We start from the raw sequence: 19,551 nt of genomic DNA, 5'->3' as shown, positions 1-19,551 counted from the left end.
GGGGCCGGCCTCCCGGTGTCCGGTCTCAGTGCCCGTCGTCCACGGCCGTGGCGTCACTGGGGCGGCTCGGCGGGGTGTGCCGCCCCGTGGCATCGGTGATGGCGCCGAAGTAGGCCTCCACCTTCTCGGGCCGGGGCATCACGAATACCCCGCGGGCCTCGACGAGCACCCGCTCCGGATCGTCGGCCAGCGCGATCGTGCCCGTGATGAGGGACTTGCGGCCGGAGCTCTCGGCCACCCGTGCGCGCAGCACCAGCGGCGTCTCCAGCGGGAGCGGGCCGCGGTAGTCCAGCTCCAGGTGGGCGGTCATCCCCCAGAGGCCCGCGGCAGCGGCGGCGGAGCCGAGGAGCTGGTCCATGAACAGGGCGCTCATGCCACCGTGCACGAAGCTCGGTGGCCCTCGTACGCGGCTCCGAGGGTCACCTCGGCGACGACACCGTCGGCGTCCCGGCGGACGACGAGCGGCGGCGCCAGGGCGCTGCCGATCCCGGTCACCGGGTTGAAGACCCGCCGCCCCTCGAGAGGTCGTCCAGCGCGGGCAGCTGGGAGGCCGTCCGCCGGGCGACGGCCAGCCGCTCGGAGGCCTGCCGGACCAGCTCGGCGGCGGCGCGCACCTCGGCGGCGGCGACGGTGGTGGTCACCGACACCTCGATCAGCTCGCGCAGCGCCGTCCCGAGGTCGGCAGCAGCGGCGAGCGGTTCGGCGTCGGGGATGGTCCCGCTGTCGGTCGGAGTCACCTCCGGATCGTGGCAGGGGCGTCAGGACGACCCGGCGGCACCCCCGGTGGAGCGCAGGTCGGCCGGGCCCGAGCGGGGCAGCCGGACGGTGAACGAAGCGCCCTGCGCCCGAGCGGTCCTGAGGTCGACCGAGCCGCCGTGCGCGGCGACGAGCGAGGAGACGATGGCGAGGCCGAGACCCGTGCCGCCGGCCTCCGTGGTGCCGTCCTGGCGGCGGGTGCGCGCCGCGTCGGCACGGTAGAAGCGCTCGAAAGCGCGGGCCGCATCGGCCGGGTCCATGCCCGGTCCTCGTCGGAGACCCGGAGGACCAGCGTGTCGCCGTCGTCGGGTGCCTCGGCCACCGACACGGTCACCCGCACATCGGCCGGGGTGTGGGTCAGGGCGTTGGTCACCAGGTTGCCGACGACCTGCCGCAGCCGGCTCTCGTCACCGATCACCACGGGGACATCGGTGAGCGACTCGTCCAGGTGCAGGCTGATCGGCCGCAGGGGCGCGACGGCCTTCGCGTCGTGCACGGCGTCGCCGGCGATCTCGGCCAGGTCGACGGGGGCGAAGGTGAGCGGACGCTGCTGGTCCAGCCGCGCCAGCAGCAGCAGGTCCTCGACCAGCACCCCCATCCGGGCGCCCTCGGCCTCGATGCGCTGCATCAGCCGTGCGACCTCCTCGTCGCTGCCCACCGCGCCCTGCCGGTAGAGCTCGGCGAAGCCCCGGATGGAGGTCAGTGGGGTGCGCAGCTCGTGGCTGGCGTCGGCGACGAAGCGTCGCATCCGGTGCTCGGACCCCCGCGCTTCTTCCTCGGAGGCCTGCTGGGCGCGGAACGCGCTCTCGATGCGCGCGAGCATCCCGTTCAGGGCCAGGGAGAGCCGGCCGACCTCCGTGCGCTGGTCGCCCGTGGGCACGCGCTGGGAGAGATCGCCGGCGGCGATGGACCGCGCCGTCCGCTCGACCTCGACCAGCGGCCGGAGGCTGTTGCGCACCAGCAGGTAGCCCGCGGCGCCGAGGATCACGAGCAGCGCGAGCCCGACGACCAGCTCGATGCGCACCAGCCGGGCGATGGCCCGCTCGTCGGTCTCCAGGTCAGCGCCCACCACCAGCGTGTAACCGTCGGGCAGCTCGCCCGAGGCCAGGCGCCACTGCTTGCCGCCGGACCGCACCGTGAGCGGGGCGTCGTCCTCGCGGAGCCGGTCGACCACGTCGTCGCTCAACATGGGCAACTCGTCGCCGTGGGGACCGCGCGGCTGGGCGATCACCACCGGCGCGTCGCTGTCGGGAGTGAGGCACGCGAAGAAGAACGAGCTCGCCTGAGGGGAACCGGGCTGGCGGCAGGCGTTCACGAACTGGGGACGCTGGTTGTACTGGACCGTGGCGCGGAGCTCCTCGTCCTGCTGGTCCTGCAGGTAGTCGTGCAGCAGCGACGTGGTGGCGAAACCGGTCGCCAGCAGTGCGACGCTCAGCAGGGCCACCATGAGCGCCACGAGGGTGACGCGCAGCGGGACCCTCGAGCCCCGGACGTCGGGCGGAGGTGTCATGCGCCCCGCGGCAACCGCAAGGTGTAGCCGACCCCCGGATGGTGTGCAGCAGCCGCGGCTCCGTGGTGTCGATCTTGCGGCGCAGGTAGGAGATGTAGGACTCCACGACGTTGGCCTCGCCGTTGAAGTCGTAGTTCCAGACGTGGTCGAGGATCTGCGCCTTCGACAGCACCCGGCCGGCGTTGGCCATCAGGTAGCGCAGCAGCTTGAACTCGGTGGGGAGAGGCTGATCAGCGTGCCGGCCTTGATGACCTCGTGGCTCTCCTCGTCCAGCTCGATGTCGGCGAAGGTCAGGCGGGGGCCTCGGCCGCCGCCTGCGCGGCGCCCGCTGTCCGCCGCAGCACCGCCCGGATGCGGGCGATGACCTCGTCGAGGCTGAACGGCTTGGTGACGTAGTCGTCGCCGCCCAGCGTCAGGCCGGAGACCTTGTCCTCCGCGGCGTCGCGCGCGGTCAGGAAGAGGACAGGGGTGTGCCGGCCGTTCTGGCGCAGCCGGCGGACGACGCCGAAGCCGTCCAGCCCGGGCATCATCACGTCGAGGACGAGCAGGTCCGGCCGGAAGCTCTCCGCGAGGGCCAGGGCCTGCTCGCCGTCCGCGGCGGTGGCGACGTCGAACCCGGCGTAGCGCAGGCTCGCCGACAGGAGCTCGCGGATGTTGGGCTCGTCGTCGACGACGAGGAGCCGCGCCTCCGGAGTGCGGGACTGCGAACTGCCGGTCACGGTTCCTCCGGTGGGGCGAGCGGGTGCCGTCGTCATGACCCGAGAGTGGCGGCTCCGCCTGCGGTCGGTCTGGACGCTACCTGTGAACTCCCTGGGCGCAGCTCGCTGTGATGCTCCCGGCGCTGTCAGCCGGCGGGAGCCATGGCGCGGCCGCGGCGCCAGTAGCCGATCGCGTGGTGCTGCGCCCGGCCCAGGCCCCAGCGGCCGCGCAGGTCCGCGCGGATCGTGCGCACGGCGGCGGACTCGGCCCCGACCCACGCGAAGACGTCGTCCCCGTCGGGCCGTTCCAACGCCGCGACGGCGTCGACCAGCAGCGTGCTCTCACCCGGCGGCGTGGCACCGCGGTGCAGCCAGTGCACGGCGATCCCGGCCGGCGCGGTGAGCGGCTGCTCCTCCTCCGGTCCGGCGACCTCCAGGAAGGCGACACCGGTGGTTTCCGGCGGTGCCGCGGCCAGCAATCGGCTGATCGCCGGCAGCGCGGTCTCGTCCCCGGCCAGCAGCACCCAGCGGGCGGGACGCTCCGCCAGGGAGGCGGCCCCGGCGACGGCGAGCAGGGCGCCGGGTCGGGCGGCGGTGGCCCAGGCGGCCGCCGGCCCGTCACCGTGCAGCACGAAGTCGATCTCCACGATGCCGGCGGCCGGATCCTGGCGCCGGGCCGTGTAGCTGCGCAGCGCCACGCCGTGGCTGCCGTCCGGCCAGACGATCCGCCCGTCCCGCTGGATGCGCGGCCAGCGGGGCTCGGGATCGCCCACGCGCGGCACCAGCAGGTTCACCGTCGGTCCGGCCGCTGCCACGGCCGCCGGGGAACCGGACAGGACCACGCGGCGCACCGACGGCGTGACGTCCGAGACCCCGACCACCGTCAGGACGTCGACGGGACGGGGCCCATCGGACGCGGGCCCATCGGTCGCCGGCCCATCGGTCGCGGGCCGGTCGGCGGGGTGGGGGAGGGTCACGGCACGCCAGCCTAAACGGGGGCGGAACGGGCCGACCCGGCCGACTCCGGGGAATGGAGTCGACCGGGCCGGCGATCGAGGACGGAACCGGATGTCACGCTGGGTAGCCAGAACGCGGCTCGGGCCTGCGTGGACATCGATCAGGTGTCCGTCGTGGTCGACGCTACGTGACGGATCCGCTCCTGCCATGGCCCCTTGGGGTGAGGTCCGCTCTCGAACGGGTGATCGTGCCCGCCGCCGATCCCCATGTGTGTCCGGCGGCGGCGCCGGGCACGGGCAGGGACACCGGATCCGCGACAGGGGGACAGTCATGGCCAAGGACTTCTCGAAGGGTGACCACGTCACCTGGAACAGCCACGGGAGCACTGTGGAGGGCACCGTCGAACGCACGATCACCGAGGACACCGAGGCATCCGGGCGGACGGTCCGGGCCAGCAAGGACGACCCGCAGTACGAGGTGCGCAGCGAGAAGAGCGGCAAGACGGCCGTGCACAAGCCCGACGCCCTGCACGAGGGCTGACGGCCCCACCCGGATCAGAGAGGGAGACAGCGTGAGCGAGTCCAGTGGCGACTTCGCGTCCCAGCGGAGCACCAAGCACAGCCCGCGGGTCGACGAGGAGATGGAGCACGAGATCCAGGGCATGCTGAAGGGGAGCACGCCACCCGGGCCGAGGAGTGGCGCGAGGTCGAGCCGGCAGCCGAGGGCGATCCGGACTTGGACGCCGATCCCGCGGGGACGATGGTCGGCGGGACGCCGGTCGGGATGGACGCCGACGCAGTGGTGGCCCGGGCGGAGCTGGCCCGCTGGTTGGATCGGGCGGACTTCCCGGCCACCGGTCCCGAGCTGATCGAGGCCGCGCGCGATCACCGCGCGCCCGATGTGGTCGCCGCAGAGCTGGCGAAGCTGCCTGCGGGGCAGACCTACGAGCGGATCGGCGACGTCGTCCGGGCGCTGGGGTACCCGACCGAGACGTGATCGGGGCAGGAGGGCGCCGGCTCAGGTGCCGGCGTTCTCCCGCGCCTCGTCGCCGGCGATCTCCTCGGCCCCCGTCGGCGGAAGAGCTTCGAGCCGGGGAAGCCCTTCACGATCTGGCGCATGTCCTGGACGGTGTCCACCAGGTCGTGGACGTCCGTGCCCACGGTCCCGAGGGTCTCCAGCACCGGCAGGATGTCCTCGTCGAGGTGGATCACCAGCTGCGGCATGCGGTCGATGAGCGTGATCAGTGCGTCGACCTCGCCGGGGTCGAACGAGGCCGCCAGCCGCCGGATCGACGGCGCCAGGGCGGCCAGTGCCGGCTGGTAGTCGGCGAGCAGCGGCTCGACCCGGCCGACCATGTCCTCGGCCCGCACCACGACCGCATCGGCGCGAGCAGCCGTCCCGCCGACCGCGGCGATCGCCTCGTCGGCGTCGGCGCGGGTCTGGGCGACGCCTGCGATGGCCTCGTCGGCGTTGGCGCGGGTCTGGGCGACGCCTGCGATGGCCTCGTCGGCGTTGGCGCGGGTCTGGGCGACGCCTGCGATGGCCTCGTCGGCGTTGGCGCGGGTCTGGGCGACGCCTGCGATGGCCTCGTCGGCGTTGGCGCGGGTCTGCGCGACCCCGTCGATGGCCTCGTCCGCCCGCGTGCGGGTGGCGTCCAGGCGGGTGATGGCCTCGTCCGCGCGGTCGACGATGCCGTCGACGCGGTCCAGGACGCCCGACACCCGGCTCAGCAGCTCCTCCATGCGGCCGACGGCCGCGGCGACCGGGGATCAGGTCGAGCGCGTCCGAGAAGCCGTCGCGGACACTCCCGCGGCGTTCAGGAGATCGGACGGGCCCGGCACCGAGGGCAGTCTCACCGGCACCACGCTACGCAGGAAGCCGGTGGCCCACTATTCGGTTGGACGCTTCCTCGCCCGGTCGGGGGTATCGCCTGCCGCGAGTCCGGCCCGCTCCTCGCCCACTCCCCGTATCGTCGGGGCACGCCGGGACGACGCCGGCGACGGGGCAGGGACGACGACGAGAAGGTGTCGACACCGGTGGGGAACAGCCGACGCGGGGCGCTGCTGGTTCCGCCGTCCCCGGACGCACCCGCCGCGGTGCGGACGACGGCCAGGCCGGCGCCCAGTCCGTGACCGTCGAGCAGCTGCTCGCCCGTCAGGGCGGCGCCGTCGGTCGGCGCCGTGCCGCCCGCCGGGTCGAGGACCACCCTCGCTGCGCGCACCCGATGAGCCGCCGCCCGTCGTGCGGGCCGGGCTGCCGCCCGTGCCGGGCGGAGGGGTCTCCGCGCGCCAGTCCGGCCTGCCGCCCGTGCCGGGTGCCGGCCGCCCCGCACCCCAGGCAGGCCTGCCGCCCGTCCCCCGCTCCAGGCCAGCCGGTCGCCTGGGAGCCCGACAGCCGCCCCTCCCGCCGGAGCGGCCCCATTCCACCGCTCCCCGGCACGGTCGCGCCCCCGCCGGTCGACCGGCGACGGCGTCCCGTCCCGCGTCCGGCGGCCGGTCCCGGTCGGCGCCGGCTGATCCGCGCCCTGACCGCGCTCGGCGCGGTGGTGGGCGTGGTGCTGCTCTACCACCTGGGGCTCTACTTCTACGTCGACCAGAAGATCGACCGGGTCGATGCGCTCGCGGTCGACGGGCCGGAGATCCTCGCGCCCGTGCTGCAGGCCGGGGACGAGACCTACCTGGTCGTCGGCAGCGACGTGCCCGGCCAGACCGGGACGGCCTCGGTCGCCGCTCTGCTGGCTTCGGTCTCGGCCGAGGGGACCGGGCGGTGCTGGTCAGCTTCCCGCCGACCGCGCTCGTGGACACGCCGGCCTGCCGGACGCCCGACGGCTCGCTGCGCAGTCCCGTCACGGAGGCCTTCGCCACCGCGCTGCTCGAGGGCGGCCCGGGGTGCATGGTGCGGGCCGTCCAGCAGCTCTCCGGTCTGCGCGTCGACCACTACCTCGGGGTCGACCTCGCCGACCTCCCCGGGATGGTCGACGCCCTCGGCGGCGTCCCGGTCTGCGTCATCCCGTCGCAGGCGACCGATGCCGCGGCGACCCGCTGCCGGCGGGCCTGTCCGAGATCTCGGGGAGGCGGCCGCCGGCTACCTCCAGCCGGGGGACACCGGTACGGACGTGACCGGAACCGCGGTGGCCGAGCGGGCCCAGCGACTGCTCACGTCCACGCTCCGGGCGGCGATGTCGACCGGCACGTTGGTGGACCCGATCACGCTGAACCGCTTCCTCAACCGCGCCGCCGAGGCGCTCACGGTCGACGAGCAGACCAACCTCGGCGACCTCCGGACGCTGGCCGGCAGCCTGGGTGACCTGTCCGGGGACGCGGTGCAGCGGGCCGGCCTCCCGGTGGCCCAGGTCGGCTACGTCCCGGCCGGGACCGACCAGGCGTACGTGCTCCTGGACGGCACGGGCACCCGGGCCCTGTTCGACGCGGTGATCGAGGGCACCCAGGTGCCGGAGCAGTTCGTCCTCGGGCCCGAGGAGCCGGCCGCGGCCCCCGAGGAGGCCCCGACCGGTGATCTCCTGCCGCCGCCCGAGGCCGCGCCGGCGGACACGGCGCCGACCGTGCCGCCGTCGTCGGTGACCGTGGACGTGCTGAACGGGACGGCGACGACGGGTCTCGCGGCCACCGTCGCCGACCTGATGCGGGCGCAGGGCTTCGTCGTCGCCGCGGTCGGCAACGAGCCGGGGACGGTGAGCCAGAGCGTCGTCCGCCATGGGCCCGACGGCCTCGAGCAGGCCCGCACGGTCGCCGCAGCCGTGCCGGGCGCCGTGCTGCAGTCCAGCGACGACCTCGCGGGCACGGTGCAGTTGGTCGTCGGGCCGGGCTACTCGTCCGTCGTCCCGGTCACGATCGCTCCCGCGCCCGAGGCGGCAGCGGCGGACGTGACCGAGCCGGCGGCGGCCGAGCCGGAACCGGCTCCCGTCACCTGCTGACGAGGGTCGCGTCCCGTTCACCTGCCGGTCGTCTCGACGCCCGCACGGAGGGGTAGGGATCCCGCATGTCGATGATGCCGCCGCCGTTCAGTGCCGATCCCTCCGACGAGGGGATCCCCGCCGCGGATCCCGGTCAGGGTGCGCCGGAACCGGCACCCGGTTTCGGGGTCGAGGGGAGGAACCCGACGTGTCGGTCGACGACGAGGACGCGGAAGGGCGGCCCGCACCGAGCGAGCCGCCCTTCCGTACCCCCGACCCCGACGAGGTCGGCCTCGTTCAGCCGAAGCGGCCCGAGATGTAGTCCTCGGTGGCCTTCTCGTCCGGGTTGCTGAAGATCTTCTCCGTCGGGTTGAACTCGATCAGCCGCCCGGGCTGGCCGACGCCGTTGAGGTTGAAGAAGCCCGTCTGCTGGCTGACCCGCGCGGCCTGCTGCATGTTGTGCGTGACGATGACGATGGTGAACCGCTCCTTGAGCTCGGTCATCAGGTCCTCGATCGCGAGTGTGGAGATCGGGTCCAGCGCGGAGCAGGGCTCGTCCATGAGCAGGACGTCGGGCTCGACGGCGATGGCCCGGGCGATGCACAGCCGCTGCTGCTGGCCGCCCGAGAGGCTCGAGCCGGGCCGGTCGAGCCGGTCCTTGACCTCGCCCCAGAGGTTGGCGCCCTCAGCGATCGCTCGACGAGCTCGTCCGTGGCGGCCTTGGTCATCTTCTTGGCGTTCAGCCGCATGCCGGCGGCGACGTTGTCGTAGATGGACATGGTCGGGAACGGGTTCGGCCGCTGGAACACCATGCCGATCTGCCGGCGGACGGTCACCGGGTCGGTGTCCGGGCCGTAGAGGTCCTGGCCGTCCATGACGACCTTGCCCTCCACCCGGGCGCCGGGGATGACCTCGTGCATGCGGTTGATCGACCGCAGGAACGTCGACTTGCCGCAGCCGGAGGGCCCGATGAGCGCGGTGATGCTGCGCGGCTCGATGGAGACGTTCACGCCCTGGACGGCGAGGAACTTGCCGTAGTAGATGTCGAGGTCGGATACGTCGATGCGCTTGGCCACGGGGTGGTCCCTTCCTGGCTGGAGCTGGTTCAGCGACTGGTCTTGGGAGCGAAGAAGCGGCTGATCAGGCGGGCGACCACGTTGAGGCCCATGACCAGCATGATGAGGACGAGCGCCGCCGTCCAGGCCCGGTCGATGGCGTTCTCCGGCGGTACGCCCGGCTGGGTGAGCTGGTAGAAGGCGTAGACCGGGAGCGTGGCCATGCGGCCCTCGAACGGGTTGAGGTTCGTCCCGTTCGTGATGCCCACGGTCACCAGCAGCGGTGCGGTCTCACCGATGACCCGGGCGATGGCCAGCGTGACGCCCGTGCCGAGGCCCGCGATGGCAGTGGGGAGCACCACCTTCACGATCGTGCGCCACTTGGGGACGCCCAGCGCGTAGGCGGCCTCGCGCAGTTCGTTGGGGACGAGCTTCAGGACCTCCTCGGCGGAGCGGACGACCACCGGGATCATGAGGACCGAGAGGGCCACCGCGCCCATGATCCCGAGCCGGATGCCGGCCCCGAAGAAGATGACGAACAGGGCGTAGGCGAAGAGACCGGCGACGATCGAGGGGATGCCGGTCATCACGTCCACGAAGAAGGTGATCGACTTCTTGAGCCGGCCGGAGCCGTACTCGACGAGGTAGATCGCCGTCATCAGGCCGATCGGCACGGAGATCAGCGTGGTGAGCAGCGTGATGATCAGGGTGCCCATGATGGCGTGGTAGGCCCCGCCGCCCTCGCCGATGACGCCCACGAGCGAGGCGCCGAAGAACTCGCCGTCGAAGCGCAGGGCACCCCGCCGGATGACTTCGAAGGCCAGGGACACCAGCGGCACCATGGCGATGCCGAAGGCGCTCGAGACCAGGCAGGTGACCAGCCGGTCCTGGGCGCGGCGCGGCCCTTCGACGACCCGGGAGGCCGCGTAGAGGGCGATGGTCCCGATGACGACGGTGTAGATCACCAGCAGGACGATGTTCGTGCTGGTGGCCAGGCCGAGGAGGTAGGCCACTGCCACAGCGCCGGCGAACGCCGCCCAGGGGGCCCAGCGGGGGAGCCGTCGGGTCGGGCGCGGGTCGGGCGCGGCCGCGACGTCGGTGGTGGGGGCTGCCCCTGGGCGGTCGACGTGCTCATCAGTTGGCTCCGGAGAAGTCGGCCCGGCGGTTGACGATCCAGCGGGCGAGCATGTTCACCAGCAGCGTGATCACGAACAGCACGAGGCCGCTGGCGATCAGGGTGTTGACGTCGAGCCCGGTGGACTCCGGGAACTGCAGCGCGATGTTGGCCGCGATGGTCTGCGGGTTGGCGCTGGAGATGAGCGCGAAGGTGATCCCTGCGGCCGAGCCGGAGAGGATGATGGCGACCGCCATGGTCTCACCGAGCGCGCGGCCGAGACCCAGCATGGCGCCGCCGATGATGCCCGACTTCCCGTACGGGATCACGGCCATCTTGATCATCTCCCAGCGGGTCGCGCCCAGGGCGAGGGCGGCTTCCGTGTGCAGCGACGGCACCTGGGTGAAGACCTCGCGGGAGATGGCGCTGACGATCGGCAGGATCATGACGGCGAGCACGAGGCCGATGGTCAGCATCGTCCGCCCCGTGGCCGAGACCGGGCCGGCGAAGAGCGGGATGAACCCGAGGTTCTCCTCGAGCCAGCGGTAGAAGGGGACCAGCCGCGGCGCGAGCCAGGCGATGCCCCAGAATCCGTAGACGATGCTCGGGATGGCCGCCAGCAGGTCGACGACGTAGCCCAGGACCTGCGCCAGCCGGCGTGGCGCGTAGTGCGTGATGAACAGGGCGATGCCGACGGCCAGCGGGGTCGCCACCAGGAGCGCGATCGCCGCCGACAACAGCGTGCCGAAGATGAGCGGCCAGACGTAGGAGGCCAGCCCGCCCTCACCGGGGATGTCCTCGGCCGGGGCGGTCAGGGCCGGGAGGGACTCGGCGAGGAGGAACAGCGAGACGCCGGCGAGGATGACGAGGATCAGGATCCCGGCGCCTCTGGCGCTGCCGGAGAAGATCCGGTCGCCGGGCCGCCGGACGGGCCGTGGGGCCGTCGGCTCCTGTGGTGGGCTGGTGACTGTCACCGGTGCTCCGTCTGCTGGGCTGCGGTAGGTGCGTCGTGAACTGGTGCCGCCCCGAACGGGCGGCGGCGACGGCCCGGAACGTCGTCTGACGCTCCGGGCCGTCGCTGATGGTGCCGGATCAGGCAGCGGTGATCGCATCGATCGCCGACTGGGCCTGCTCGCGCAGCGCGTCGGAGATGGGCGCGGAGCCGGCCGCGTCGGCCGCGGCCTGCTGGCCGTCCTCGCTGATCACGTAGGACATGAAGTCCTTGACCAGGTCGGCGGTCTCCTGGTCGTCGTACTCGATGCAGCCGATGTGGTAGCTGATGAGCACGATCGGGTAGTTGCCGGACTCCGTGGTGTCGCGCGCCAGTTCGATGGCGAAGTCGTACTCGCCACGACCCTCGAGGGTCTCGGAGTTCTCCACGACCGCCGAGGCTGACTCGGCCGTTGGCTCCACGAACTCCTCGCCGACGCCGATGTTGGCGACGCCGAGGTCACCGGCCTGGCTCAGGTCGGCGTAGCCGATGGCGCCGTTGCCCGCACCGACGGCGCTGACCACGCCGGAGGTGCCCTGGGCGGCCTCGCCGCCGGACACCGGCCAGTCGCCGCTGGGCTCGTGCGGCCACGCGTCGCCGGCGGCGGCGGTCAGGTACTCCAGGAAGTTCTCGGTCGTTCCCGACTCGTCGGAGCGGTTCACCGGCGTGATCGTCAGGTCCGGCAGGGTGGCGTCGGGGTTGTCTGCGGCGATGGCCGGGTCGTTCCAACTGGTGATCTGCTGGTTGAAGATCCCGGCGACCGTCTCGGGCGAGAGGTTCAACTCGTCGACGCCCTCGAGGTTGTAGACGACCGCGATCGGCGCGATGTAGTTCGGCAGCTCGAAGATGCCGGACTCGCCGCAGCGCTCCTCGGCCTCGGCGAGCTCCTCCTCGTCCAGCGCGGCGTCGGAGCCGGCGAAGTCGGTGCCGCCGGCAAGGAACTGCTCGCGGCCACCGCCCGAGCCGACCGGGTCGTAGTTGACCGTCACGTCGGGCTGGACGCCCGAGTACCCGGCGGTCCAGCCCTGCATGGCCGCCTGCTGGCTGCTCGCGCCGGCACCGACGAGCGTGCCGCTCAGACCGCCGCCCTCGCTGCCGCCGCCGCTGGAGGCGTTGTCCGTCTCGTTGGAGGCGCCGCACGCGGTGAGGGCGAGGGTGCTGGCGAGCGCCACGGACAGCGTGGTGACGCGCGTCTTGGAACTGAGCTTCAACTCAAAGCCTCTCGACATGAGCCCGGACTCTTCCGGGCAGCAGCGGACCGACGAGAGGGAAGTTAGGGAGCCGAAGTGGCCGCCTGCCGGTCGCTCGGTGAACGCGAGATGAACGCGGTCCGAGGCTTGGGTCACGGTGTGGCGGCCGTCATACGTCCATCGGGTGAACCGGGGCGTGGCAGCTCTCCACGGTGTCGCGCCTCGGGTCGCGAGCGGCCGCACCCGGCGACCCGAGGCGCAACCGTTTCCATGCCCGCGATGCCCCGCTCCGACGACCTCCCTCCCCATCCCGCGTCGACAGGGCTCGTCGGGACCCGCGCCTGCTCGTGACCCCGGGGTGGTGACAGCTGCTCCGTGTGCGGGGCACCCCATAGCTCGGTCAGGTGAACGGGAGGGGCCGGCGGATTCACCGTCGCTCCCTCGACGGCCACCCGAGCATCGGTTCGTGCTCCTAGCGTCCCGTGCGCCCCACCGGCCACTCCTGAGGAGCTCGCATGTCGCTGTCGACCGGACCTGCCGTCGGTATCTCGTCCGACCCCGATGACCGTTCGTCGAACCCGTCCGGCGCCGACCACATCTCCCAGGTCATCCAGCGGCACGTGTCCCGACGGGCGGTACTGGGAGGCGGCATGCTGGCGGCCGCCACGTTCCTGTCGACCAGCCTCGTCGGGCCGCCGTCGGCGCTCGCCCATGGCCGTGGGAAGCCGGGCGGCGCCCCGGCCAGCCGGGCGGAGCCCCGGGCGCAGGGCTGCTCGGCTACCAGGCGGTCCCGCTGGGCTACGGCGACGAGGTGGTCGTCCCGCCGGGCTACACCGCCGTGCCGTTCCTGCCGTGGGGCACCCCGTTCCTCGGCGACCACCCGAGGTTCGTGCCCGGCTCCCCGGATGCCGGGGTGCCCGATGGCAACACCGCCGCGGACCAGGCCCAGCAGATCGGCATGCACCACGACGGCATGCACTACTTCCCGCTCGGCGACCGCGACAAGGGCAGCCGGCGGGGGCTGCTCGTGGTCAACCACGAGTACACCGACGAGTTCTACCTGCACACCGGCGCCTACGTGGAGGACTACACCGAGGTCGCCCGCGGCAGCTACACCCCCGAGATGGTGCTGAAGTCGCAGAACGCCCACGGCGTCGCCGTCGTGGAGGTGAAGCGAGCGGGCAGGAACTGGAAGATCGAACGCTCGGGTCTGAACCGGCGCATCACGGCCAACACCGAGATGGCCGTCGCCGGGCCGGCGGCGGGCAACCAGCTGCTCCGCACGGCGGCCGCCCCGACGGCAGCCGCCCGCTGGGCACCTTCAACAACTGCTCCCACGGAGTCACCCCGTGGAACACCTACCTGACCTGCGAGGAGAACTTCAACGGCTACTTCGCGGTCGGCGAGGAGGCCTTCGCCCCGGAGGACGCCGAGCTCCAGGACCGCTACGGCGTGGGGGCGACCGGTTCAACTGGGCGCTGCACGATCCCCGCTTCGCCGTCACCCCGGCTGACCCGCACGAGCCCAACCGGCACGGCTGGGTGGTGGAGATCGACCCGTTCGACCCTGGGTCCACGCCGGTCAAGCGGACCGCCCTGGGCCGGCTGAAGCACGAGGGCGCCTTCGTGCAGACCGCGTCGAACGGTCACGTGGTCGTCTACATGGGCGACGACCAGGTGAACGAGTACGTCTACAAGTTCGTCAGCGCCGGCACCTGGGAGTCGATGCGGGCCGCGGGCACCAGCCCACTGGACGACGGCACGCTCTACGTCGCGAGGTTCGACGACGACGGCAGCGGTACCTGGCTGCCGCTGGTGCACGGGCAGGGTCCGCTGACCGGCGACGCCTTCGCCGACCAGGGCGAGGTGCTGGTCAGGACGCGGCTGGCGGCCGACGCCCTCGGCGCCACACCGATGGACCGGCCGGAGTGGACGACGGTCGACCAGACCACCGGCATGGTCTACCTGACCCTCACCAACAACGCCGAACGCGAGACCCCGGACGCGGCCAACCCTCGCGTGCAGAACCGCTGGGGGCAGATCCTCCGCTGGGAGGAGGCCGGCGGCGACCACACCGCCACCACGTTCGCCTGGGACCTGTTCGTGCTCGCCGGCCCGCCGGAGTCCGGCGCCACCATCGACGGCGAGGACGCCTTCAGCTCCCCCGACGGGCTCTGGGCCGACCCCGACGGCCGGATCTGGATCCAGACGGACGGCACGCAGCCGCTGGAGGCCAACGACCAGATGCTCGCAGCGGACCCGACCACCGTGGATGCGGACGGCGTGCCGCACATCAAGCGGTTCCTGACCGGGGTCATCGGCTGCGAGGTCACCGGAGTCATCACCACGCCGGACCAGCGGACCATGTTCATCAACCTGCAGCACCCGGGTGAGGACGGCGGCAGCACCTGGCCGCAGAACGAAGACTTCGACACTCCCCGGTCGGCCACCGTGGTCATCACCAAGGACGACGGCGGCGTCATCGGCACCTGAGCGCGGTGCCCGACGCCAGGAGCATGCGGCGCCGTCACCCGGCAGGATCTCGTCGCCAGGAGACGTCGACGGCGAACCGGGTGAAGCCGCGGCCCTCGTACAGCCGCACGGCCGCCTCGTTGTCCTCCTCCACGTAGAGGAGAACCTGACCGAGGCCGCGCTCGCGCAGGTGTGCCAGGCCGAGGTCGGTGAGCGCCCGGCCCAGCCGCATGCCCTGGGCGTCGGGGTCGATGCCGAGCACGTAGATCTCGCCGACCGGGCCCTCGGCCGCGTCCCCGGCGGATGCACCTTGGTCCAGTGCGAGCCGAGCAGCACGCCGCCGTCATCGGGATCCCCCGCCAGGCCATGAGGAATCCCGCCGGGTCGAACCAGGGCTCGGCCTCGCGCAGCTCCAGGTCTTCCCGGGTCATCCGTCCCTGCTCGGGGTGCCAGGCGAACGCGCGGGCGTTGACCCGCAGCCAGGCGTCCTCGTCCCGGCCGGGCCGGAACGGCAGCACCCGCACGTCCTCGGGGAGCGCGGGGTGCGCGTCGACGTCGGCGGCGGCCAGGTCCGGCAGGCGCATCTGCAGCAGGACCCGGGCCCGGGTGAACCCGTGCGGTGCCAGCAGCTCGGCCGAGCCGGGCAGATCCCCGTGCGCCCAGATGCTCAGCTGCCGGTCGCCGCCCAGCTCGAGCAGCTGTCTCAGCAGTGCCGTCCCGACGCCGCGGCGCCGCCGGTCGGGGTGCACGACCAGCTCGGCGGTGCCGTCGAAGACGTGGGCGTACCCCGCGAGGTGGCCGTCGTCGCGGACCAGCAGGTCGACCCCGTCGGGGAGCCGTGCTGCAACCGCAGCTCGGCACCCTCCGACACCGGGCGCACCCCGTCCGACGCGGCGGCGGCGCGCAGCAGCGCGAGGATCTCGGGGACGGGGACCTCGGACGCGTCGACTCCGGTGATCACCGGGCCATCAGACCAGCTCGGCGTCGGCCGTGTCCTCCGAGGCGGCCTGCGCGGCCTTCGCGGTGGCGTCGGCGACCTGCTGGTCGAGCTTGTAGCCGACGTTGCGGACCGTCCCGATCAGCGCCTCGTGCTCGGTGCCGAGCTTGGCGCGCAGTCGCCGCACGTGGACGTCGACGGTGCGGGTGCCGCCGAAGTAGTCGTAGCCCCAGATCTCCTGCAGCAGCTGGGCGCGGGAGAAGACCCGGCCCGGGTGCTGCGCGAGGTACTTGAGCAGCTCGAACTCCTTGTAGGTGAGGTCGAGCGGGCGGCCGCGGAGCTTGGCGGAGTAGCTGTGCTCGTCGATGACCAGCTCGCCGGCCTGGGTCACCCCACCGTCGCTGCCGTCGGCCGGGGTGGTGGCGGCCAGCCGGCGCGCGGTCGCCCACCTCAGCCGGGCGTCGACCTCCGCGGGACCGGCGGTGTCGAGCAGGACGTCGTCGACACCCCAGTCGGCGGACAGCGCCACCAGGCCCCCTCGGAGAGGACGGCGACCAGTGCGGAAGCCACGCCCGTGGAGGAGAGCAGGCCGCAGAGCGTGCGGGCCTGGATGAGGTCGTGGCGCGCGTCGACGAGGACGACGTCGCCCGAGTCGCCGTCGAGCAGGCTGGAGAGCTCGGGGGCGACCACGCGCACCTGGTGGGCCAGCAGCCCCAGGGCGGGCAGCACCTCGGTCGTGGCCTGTCGAGCCGCCGTCATGAGCACGAGTCGCATGTAGGTCTCCTTCGAGGGGAGCCATCGACGGCGCTGTCGAGGTGAGACGGCAGGATAGCCGACCCGACGGTGGCGAGGCCGGGTCCGGCGGCGATTCGGCGCTCCGCCGTCCGAACTGCCGCCCGATCGGCCGAGGGAACCGGCCGGCCGGACCGGCGTCTGCCACGATCGACCCGTGACGTCGCCGGCGCTCTCCTCCGCGCTCCCCGCGCGGGTGCACCACCTCCAGCCGGCCGCCCTGGCGGCGCCGGCGGTGCTGCTGGTGGCGGGCCTGCCGGAGGTGCTCGGCGACGAGGGCCGACTGGCGGGGGTGCTCGTCCTGCAGCTCGGCCTGGTCCTCACCTGGGTGGTGGTGACCGGCATCCAGGGCTTCACCGGTTCGCTGACCGTGGGGGCGGCGACCGCGGTCGCCGCGGATCTCGTCCTCGTCCTGCCCGAGCGGCCGGCGCTCGGGCACCTGCTGGTCGTCCTCGGGCTGGGTTTCCTGGCAGCCGTCGTCCAGCAGATGTTCCGCAGGCCCCGGCACGATCTCGTTGCGTCGCTGTCCGGTTCGGCGCTCCTCCTCACCGCGGTCGCCGCGCTCGCCGCGCTGCTCCTGCTCGGCCGCACGCCCGAGGGCCACGGGCGCGCGCTCGTGGCGCTCCTGGCCGTCGGTGCCGCACTCGTCGTGGGGCACCTCGTCGACCTCGTGCTGCCCCGCCCGCTCCTTGCCACCGGCGTGCCACGGGGTCTGCTCGGGCTCCTCCTGTCGGTGGTGGCCGGCGCGCTGGTGGCGTTCCTCGGACGGGACGTCGGCGGCAGCGCCGGGGCCGTCCCGGCGCTCGTCCTCGGCGCCGCGCTCGCCGGGGTGACGGCGATGATGGCGCTGGTGGCCAGCTACGTGGTGGTCGAAGCGACCATGTCCGGTGTCGACCCGTCGCTGTCGCCGTGGGCGCTGTCGGTGGTCCAGACCGTGCTGCCGTTCGCCGCCTGCGCGCCGGTGGCACTGGCCCTGCAGACGGTGCTGTGAGACCCGCCCGCGCCAAGGCTCTGTGGATCGTCCTGGGTGTGGTCCTGGGCCTGCTGCTCCTGGTCGACCGCCTCGCGGTGGGGCTGGCCGAGCGCGAGGTCGCCGAGCGGCTGGCGGAGCAGGAGACCGTGCAGGGCATGCCGGAGGTCGACATCCGGGGCTTCCCGTTCCTGACGCAGGCGATGGGGGTCGCTACGACGACGTGCACATCTCGCTCACCGCCGCGCAGCTGGACCAGCCGGAGGGCACCCGCGCGGAGGTCACCCTGCGCGGCGTCGAGCTGCCGTTCTCGGACGTGCTCTCCGGCTCCGTGCAGGAGGTGCCGGTGGAACGCATCGAGGGGACGGCGACGCTGACCTACGCGCTGCTGTCCGAGGAGCTCGGGGCGGACACCGAACTGACGCGCGAGGGGACGGTCTGCGCATCACCCGCACGGTCGAACTGCTCGGCCGGGAGCTGCCGCTCGTCGCGGACGGCCAGGTGACCCTGGACGGCGACATGCTGGTGATCGACGTCGACGAGGCGTCGGGCGCCGGCATCGAGGTCCCCGGTTTCCTCCTGGACCGCGCCGTCGACCTGCTGGACCTGCGGTACGAGCTGCCCGCGCTGCCGTTCGGGCTGGAGCTCACCGGCGTGCGCTCCGCCGCGGACGGCGTCGACATCCGGGTCGAGGCGACCGACACCGTGCTGCGGCAGCCGGAATAGTCCCTCGGCCCGGTCGGGTTGCTGCCAGGGATGACCGTGGGAGGCGAGAGCGTGACACCCACCGGCGCTTTCGACCGGCTCGGCGTGCGACCGGAGCAGGCCGACCTCACCGTCGTGCAGTTCTCCACCGCGTTCTGCGGGCCGTGCCGGGCGACCCGAGCGCGACTCCGGCAGCTCGAGGCGACCCGGCCGGGCCTGGCGGTCGTGCAGGTGGACGCCGAGAGCCACCTGGACGCGGTGCGCGAGCTCGACGTCCGGCTGACCCCCACGCTCTTCTACCTCGACCGGGAGGGCCGGCTGATCGGGCGCGGCAGCGGCGCGCCCCGACCCGACGAGCTGACCGCTCTGGTGGACGCCCATGTGGGGACACGCGCGTGATCGGCTACTCTCGCGCCGTGGGCACTCTGCTGACCTCTCGCCGCACAGTTGACCTGTGCCGCGTCGGCAGCTGCCTCTGTCCGACCCCCTGAGGTCGGTTCCGACCGTCCAGACGCGCCCTGTCCGCCGTCCGAAGGTCTTCTCCCTGCAATGACTGCACCCGTCCCGCCGCACCCACGTGCGTCGGTGAGCTGCGCCTGAACCCAGCGGGCCCTGCCGGCCCGCGCCCGACCACCCGCACACCGATCTACGGAGGAACACCATGAGCCGCAACGACGTGCTCGTCACCGCCGACTGGGCCCAGGAGAACCTCGGGACCCCCGGCCTCGTCTTCGTCGAGGTCGACGAGGACACCGCCGCGTACGACGGCGGCCACCTCGAGGGTGCCGTCAAGCTGGACTGGAAGAAGGACCTGCAGGACCCGCTGCGCCGCGACTTCGTGAACAAGGAGGCCTTCGAGGCCCTCCTGTCGGAGAAGGGCATCAGCAACGACGACACCGTGGTGCTCTACGGCGGCAACAACAACTGGTTCGCCGCCTACGCCTACTGGTACTTCAAGCTCTACGGGCACTCCGACGTCAAGCTGGTCGACGGCGGCCGCAAGAAGTGGGAGCTCGACGGCCGCCCGCTGTCCAAGGACGCCGTCCAGCGCCCGGCCACGCAGTACGAGGCCAGTGAGCCCGACCTCTCGATCCGTGCCTTCCGCGACGAGGTCGTGGCCTCGATCGGCTCGAAGAACCTCATCGACGTCCGCTCGCCCGACGAGTTCTCCGGCAAGATCCTGGCGCCGGCGCACCTGCCGCAGGAGATGGCGCAGAAGGGCGGGCACGTCCCGACCGCCAAGAACATCCCGTGGAGCAAGGCGGCCAACGAGGACGGCACGTTCAAGAGCGACGAGGAGCTGGCCAAGCTCTACGACGAGCAGGGCTACGACGAGGGCAAGGCGACCATCGCCTACTGCCGGATCGGCGAACGCTCGAGCCACACCTGGTTCGTGCTGCGCGAGCTGCTCGGCAAGCCCGACGTCAAGAACTACGACGGCAGCTGGGTCGAGTACGGCTCGCTCGTCGGCGTCCCGATCGAGAAGTGAGCT

Annotated in this window: 21 protein-coding genes and 7 pseudogenes; 10 read left to right on the top strand and 18 right to left on the bottom strand. The window is 72.7% G+C overall.

Going from position 1 to position 19,551, the window contains the following annotated elements; all coding sequences use genetic code 11:
• Positions 1–25 precede the first annotated feature (25 nt).
• From U6N30_RS26250 to U6N30_RS26225, 7 genes and pseudogenes are all read right to left on the bottom strand, one after another.
• Complete coding sequence (locus U6N30_RS26250) at positions 26–373, bottom strand: hotdog fold domain-containing protein (protein WP_324274571.1); 348 nt, start codon at positions 371–373, stop codon at positions 26–28.
• On the bottom strand, positions 370–495 hold the full coding sequence (locus tag U6N30_RS26245) for a hypothetical protein (RefSeq protein ID WP_324274570.1): 126 nt from the start codon (positions 493–495) through the stop codon (positions 370–372). Before U6N30_RS26245 ends, U6N30_RS26250 begins: the two co-directional genes overlap by 4 nt.
• On the bottom strand, positions 492–737 hold the full coding sequence (locus U6N30_RS26240; protein ID WP_324274569.1) for a hypothetical protein: 246 nt from the start codon (positions 735–737) through the stop codon (positions 492–494). The genes U6N30_RS26245 and U6N30_RS26240 overlap by 4 nt, the downstream gene beginning before the upstream one ends.
• On the bottom strand, positions 734–2,266 hold the full coding sequence (locus U6N30_RS26235; protein ID WP_422677983.1) for a sensor histidine kinase: 1,533 nt from the start codon (positions 2,264–2,266) through the stop codon (positions 734–736). Before U6N30_RS26235 ends, U6N30_RS26240 begins: the two co-directional genes overlap by 4 nt.
• Before the next feature lie 91 nt (positions 2,267–2,357).
• Positions 2,358–2,456, bottom strand: a pseudogene (locus U6N30_RS35845) (winged helix-turn-helix domain-containing protein); the annotation flags it as partial.
• 100 nt (positions 2,457–2,556) lie between these two features.
• A complete protein-coding gene (locus U6N30_RS35840; protein ID WP_479690559.1) occupies positions 2,557–2,985 on the bottom strand; it encodes a response regulator in 429 nt (142 codons plus the stop codon).
• A gap of 125 nt (positions 2,986–3,110) precedes the next feature.
• The gene (locus U6N30_RS26225) at positions 3,111–3,845 is read right to left on the bottom strand and encodes a siderophore-interacting protein (RefSeq protein ID WP_324274568.1); all 735 of its coding nucleotides are present in this window, start codon (positions 3,843–3,845) and stop codon (positions 3,111–3,113) included.
• A 406-nt stretch (positions 3,846–4,251) separates the two neighbouring features.
• Here U6N30_RS26225 and U6N30_RS26220 point away from each other — a divergent pair, with 406 nt between their 5' ends.
• Together U6N30_RS26220 and U6N30_RS26215 are read left to right on the top strand one after the other, a co-directional pair.
• Positions 4,252–4,461 (top strand): hypervirulence associated TUDOR domain-containing protein, encoded by a 210-nt coding sequence (locus U6N30_RS26220; RefSeq protein WP_324274567.1) that lies wholly within the window; start codon positions 4,252–4,254, stop codon positions 4,459–4,461.
• Between the two features lie 195 nt (positions 4,462–4,656).
• Positions 4,657–4,917: a DUF2795 domain-containing protein gene (locus U6N30_RS26215; protein ID WP_324274566.1), complete on the top strand. Its 261-nt coding sequence runs from the start codon at positions 4,657–4,659 to the stop codon at positions 4,915–4,917.
• On the opposite strand, the gene U6N30_RS26210 is transcribed toward U6N30_RS26215, so the two are convergent.
• Positions 4,863–5,663, bottom strand: a complete 801-nt coding sequence (locus tag U6N30_RS26210) for a hypothetical protein (protein WP_324274565.1) — start codon at positions 5,661–5,663, stop codon at positions 4,863–4,865. The two genes, U6N30_RS26215 and U6N30_RS26210, sit on opposite strands and share 55 nt — an antisense overlap.
• On the opposite strand from U6N30_RS26210, the gene U6N30_RS26205 reads away from it, so the two are divergent.
• Complete coding sequence (locus U6N30_RS26205) at positions 5,545–7,227, top strand: LCP family protein (RefSeq protein WP_324278477.1); 1,683 nt, start codon at positions 5,545–5,547, stop codon at positions 7,225–7,227. The two genes, U6N30_RS26210 and U6N30_RS26205, sit on opposite strands and share 119 nt — an antisense overlap.
• Entirely contained in the window at positions 7,118–7,855 is a 738-nt protein-coding gene (locus U6N30_RS26200; RefSeq protein ID WP_324278476.1) for a LytR C-terminal domain-containing protein, read from the top strand. Before U6N30_RS26205 ends, U6N30_RS26200 begins: the two co-directional genes overlap by 110 nt.
• 276 nt (positions 7,856–8,131) lie before the next feature.
• On the opposite strand, the gene U6N30_RS35835 is transcribed toward U6N30_RS26200, so the two are convergent.
• From U6N30_RS35835 to pstS, 6 genes and pseudogenes are all read right to left on the bottom strand, one after another.
• Positions 8,132–8,338, bottom strand: a complete 207-nt coding sequence (locus U6N30_RS35835) for a hypothetical protein (RefSeq protein WP_479690558.1) — start codon at positions 8,336–8,338, stop codon at positions 8,132–8,134.
• A gap of 102 nt (positions 8,339–8,440) precedes the next feature.
• Positions 8,441–8,527, bottom strand: a pseudogene (locus U6N30_RS35830) (phosphate ABC transporter ATP-binding protein); the annotation flags it as partial.
• A 95-nt stretch (positions 8,528–8,622) separates the two neighbouring features.
• Positions 8,623–8,844 (bottom strand): annotated as a pseudogene (locus U6N30_RS35825) (ATP-binding cassette domain-containing protein); the annotation flags it as partial.
• A gap of 95 nt (positions 8,845–8,939) precedes the next feature.
• Positions 8,940–9,908: a phosphate ABC transporter permease PstA gene (pstA, locus tag U6N30_RS26190; RefSeq protein WP_324274564.1), complete on the bottom strand. Its 969-nt coding sequence runs from the start codon at positions 9,906–9,908 to the stop codon at positions 8,940–8,942.
• 115 nt (positions 9,909–10,023) lie between these two features.
• Entirely contained in the window at positions 10,024–10,977 is a 954-nt protein-coding gene (gene pstC, locus U6N30_RS26185; RefSeq protein WP_324274563.1) for a phosphate ABC transporter permease subunit PstC, read from the bottom strand.
• 118 nt (positions 10,978–11,095) lie between these two features.
• A complete protein-coding gene (gene pstS, locus U6N30_RS26180) occupies positions 11,096–12,340 on the bottom strand; it encodes a phosphate ABC transporter substrate-binding protein PstS (protein WP_324274562.1) in 1,245 nt (414 codons plus the stop codon).
• A 655-nt stretch (positions 12,341–12,995) separates the two neighbouring features.
• Between pstS and U6N30_RS26175 the strand changes: the two are divergent.
• A pseudogene (locus U6N30_RS26175) lies at positions 12,996–13,591 on the top strand (PhoX family protein); the annotation flags it as partial.
• A complete protein-coding gene (locus U6N30_RS26170) occupies positions 13,534–14,676 on the top strand; it encodes a PhoX family protein (protein ID WP_324274561.1) in 1,143 nt (380 codons plus the stop codon). The pseudogene U6N30_RS26175 and the gene U6N30_RS26170, both read left to right, overlap by 58 nt.
• 34 nt (positions 14,677–14,710) lie before the next feature.
• Here U6N30_RS26170 and U6N30_RS26165 read toward each other — a convergent pair whose 3' ends face one another.
• The 4 genes and pseudogenes from U6N30_RS26165 to U6N30_RS26150 all read right to left on the bottom strand — a co-directional run.
• Positions 14,711–14,974: a GNAT family N-acetyltransferase gene (locus U6N30_RS26165; protein WP_324278474.1), complete on the bottom strand. Its 264-nt coding sequence runs from the start codon at positions 14,972–14,974 to the stop codon at positions 14,711–14,713.
• A 391-nt stretch (positions 14,975–15,365) separates the two neighbouring features.
• A pseudogene (locus U6N30_RS26160) lies at positions 15,366–15,470 on the bottom strand (mycothiol synthase); the annotation flags it as partial.
• 153 nt (positions 15,471–15,623) lie between these two features.
• Complete coding sequence (locus tag U6N30_RS26155) at positions 15,624–15,983, bottom strand: winged helix-turn-helix domain-containing protein (RefSeq protein WP_324278473.1); 360 nt, start codon at positions 15,981–15,983, stop codon at positions 15,624–15,626.
• Between the two features lie 111 nt (positions 15,984–16,094).
• A pseudogene (locus U6N30_RS26150) lies at positions 16,095–16,351 on the bottom strand (DNA-binding response regulator); the annotation flags it as partial.
• A 190-nt stretch (positions 16,352–16,541) separates the two neighbouring features.
• On the opposite strand from U6N30_RS26150, the gene U6N30_RS26145 reads away from it, so the two are divergent.
• The 4 genes and pseudogenes from U6N30_RS26145 (at position 16,542) to U6N30_RS26125 (ending at position 19,548) form a co-directional block, all read left to right on the top strand.
• Positions 16,542–17,375, top strand: a complete 834-nt coding sequence (locus U6N30_RS26145; RefSeq protein ID WP_324274560.1) for a hypothetical protein — start codon at positions 16,542–16,544, stop codon at positions 17,373–17,375.
• Positions 17,294–18,080 (top strand): annotated as a pseudogene (locus tag U6N30_RS26140) (LmeA family phospholipid-binding protein). The gene U6N30_RS26145 and the pseudogene U6N30_RS26140 overlap by 82 nt, the downstream one beginning before the upstream one ends.
• A gap of 30 nt (positions 18,081–18,110) precedes the next feature.
• Entirely contained in the window at positions 18,111–18,458 is a 348-nt protein-coding gene (locus U6N30_RS26130) for a thioredoxin family protein (RefSeq protein WP_324274559.1), read from the top strand.
• Between the two features lie 262 nt (positions 18,459–18,720).
• Complete coding sequence (locus U6N30_RS26125; RefSeq protein WP_324274558.1) at positions 18,721–19,548, top strand: sulfurtransferase; 828 nt, start codon at positions 18,721–18,723, stop codon at positions 19,546–19,548.
• The last annotated feature ends 3 nt before the right edge of the window (positions 19,549–19,551 follow it).

It is taken from the genome of Blastococcus brunescens, assembly GCF_035320885.1.
In the GTDB taxonomy this organism is placed as follows: Bacteria; Actinomycetota; Actinomycetes; order Mycobacteriales; family Geodermatophilaceae; genus Blastococcus_B; species Blastococcus_B brunescens.
Note: the sequence above shows the minus strand (reverse complement) of the source record. Positions and strands in the feature narration are given on the sequence as shown.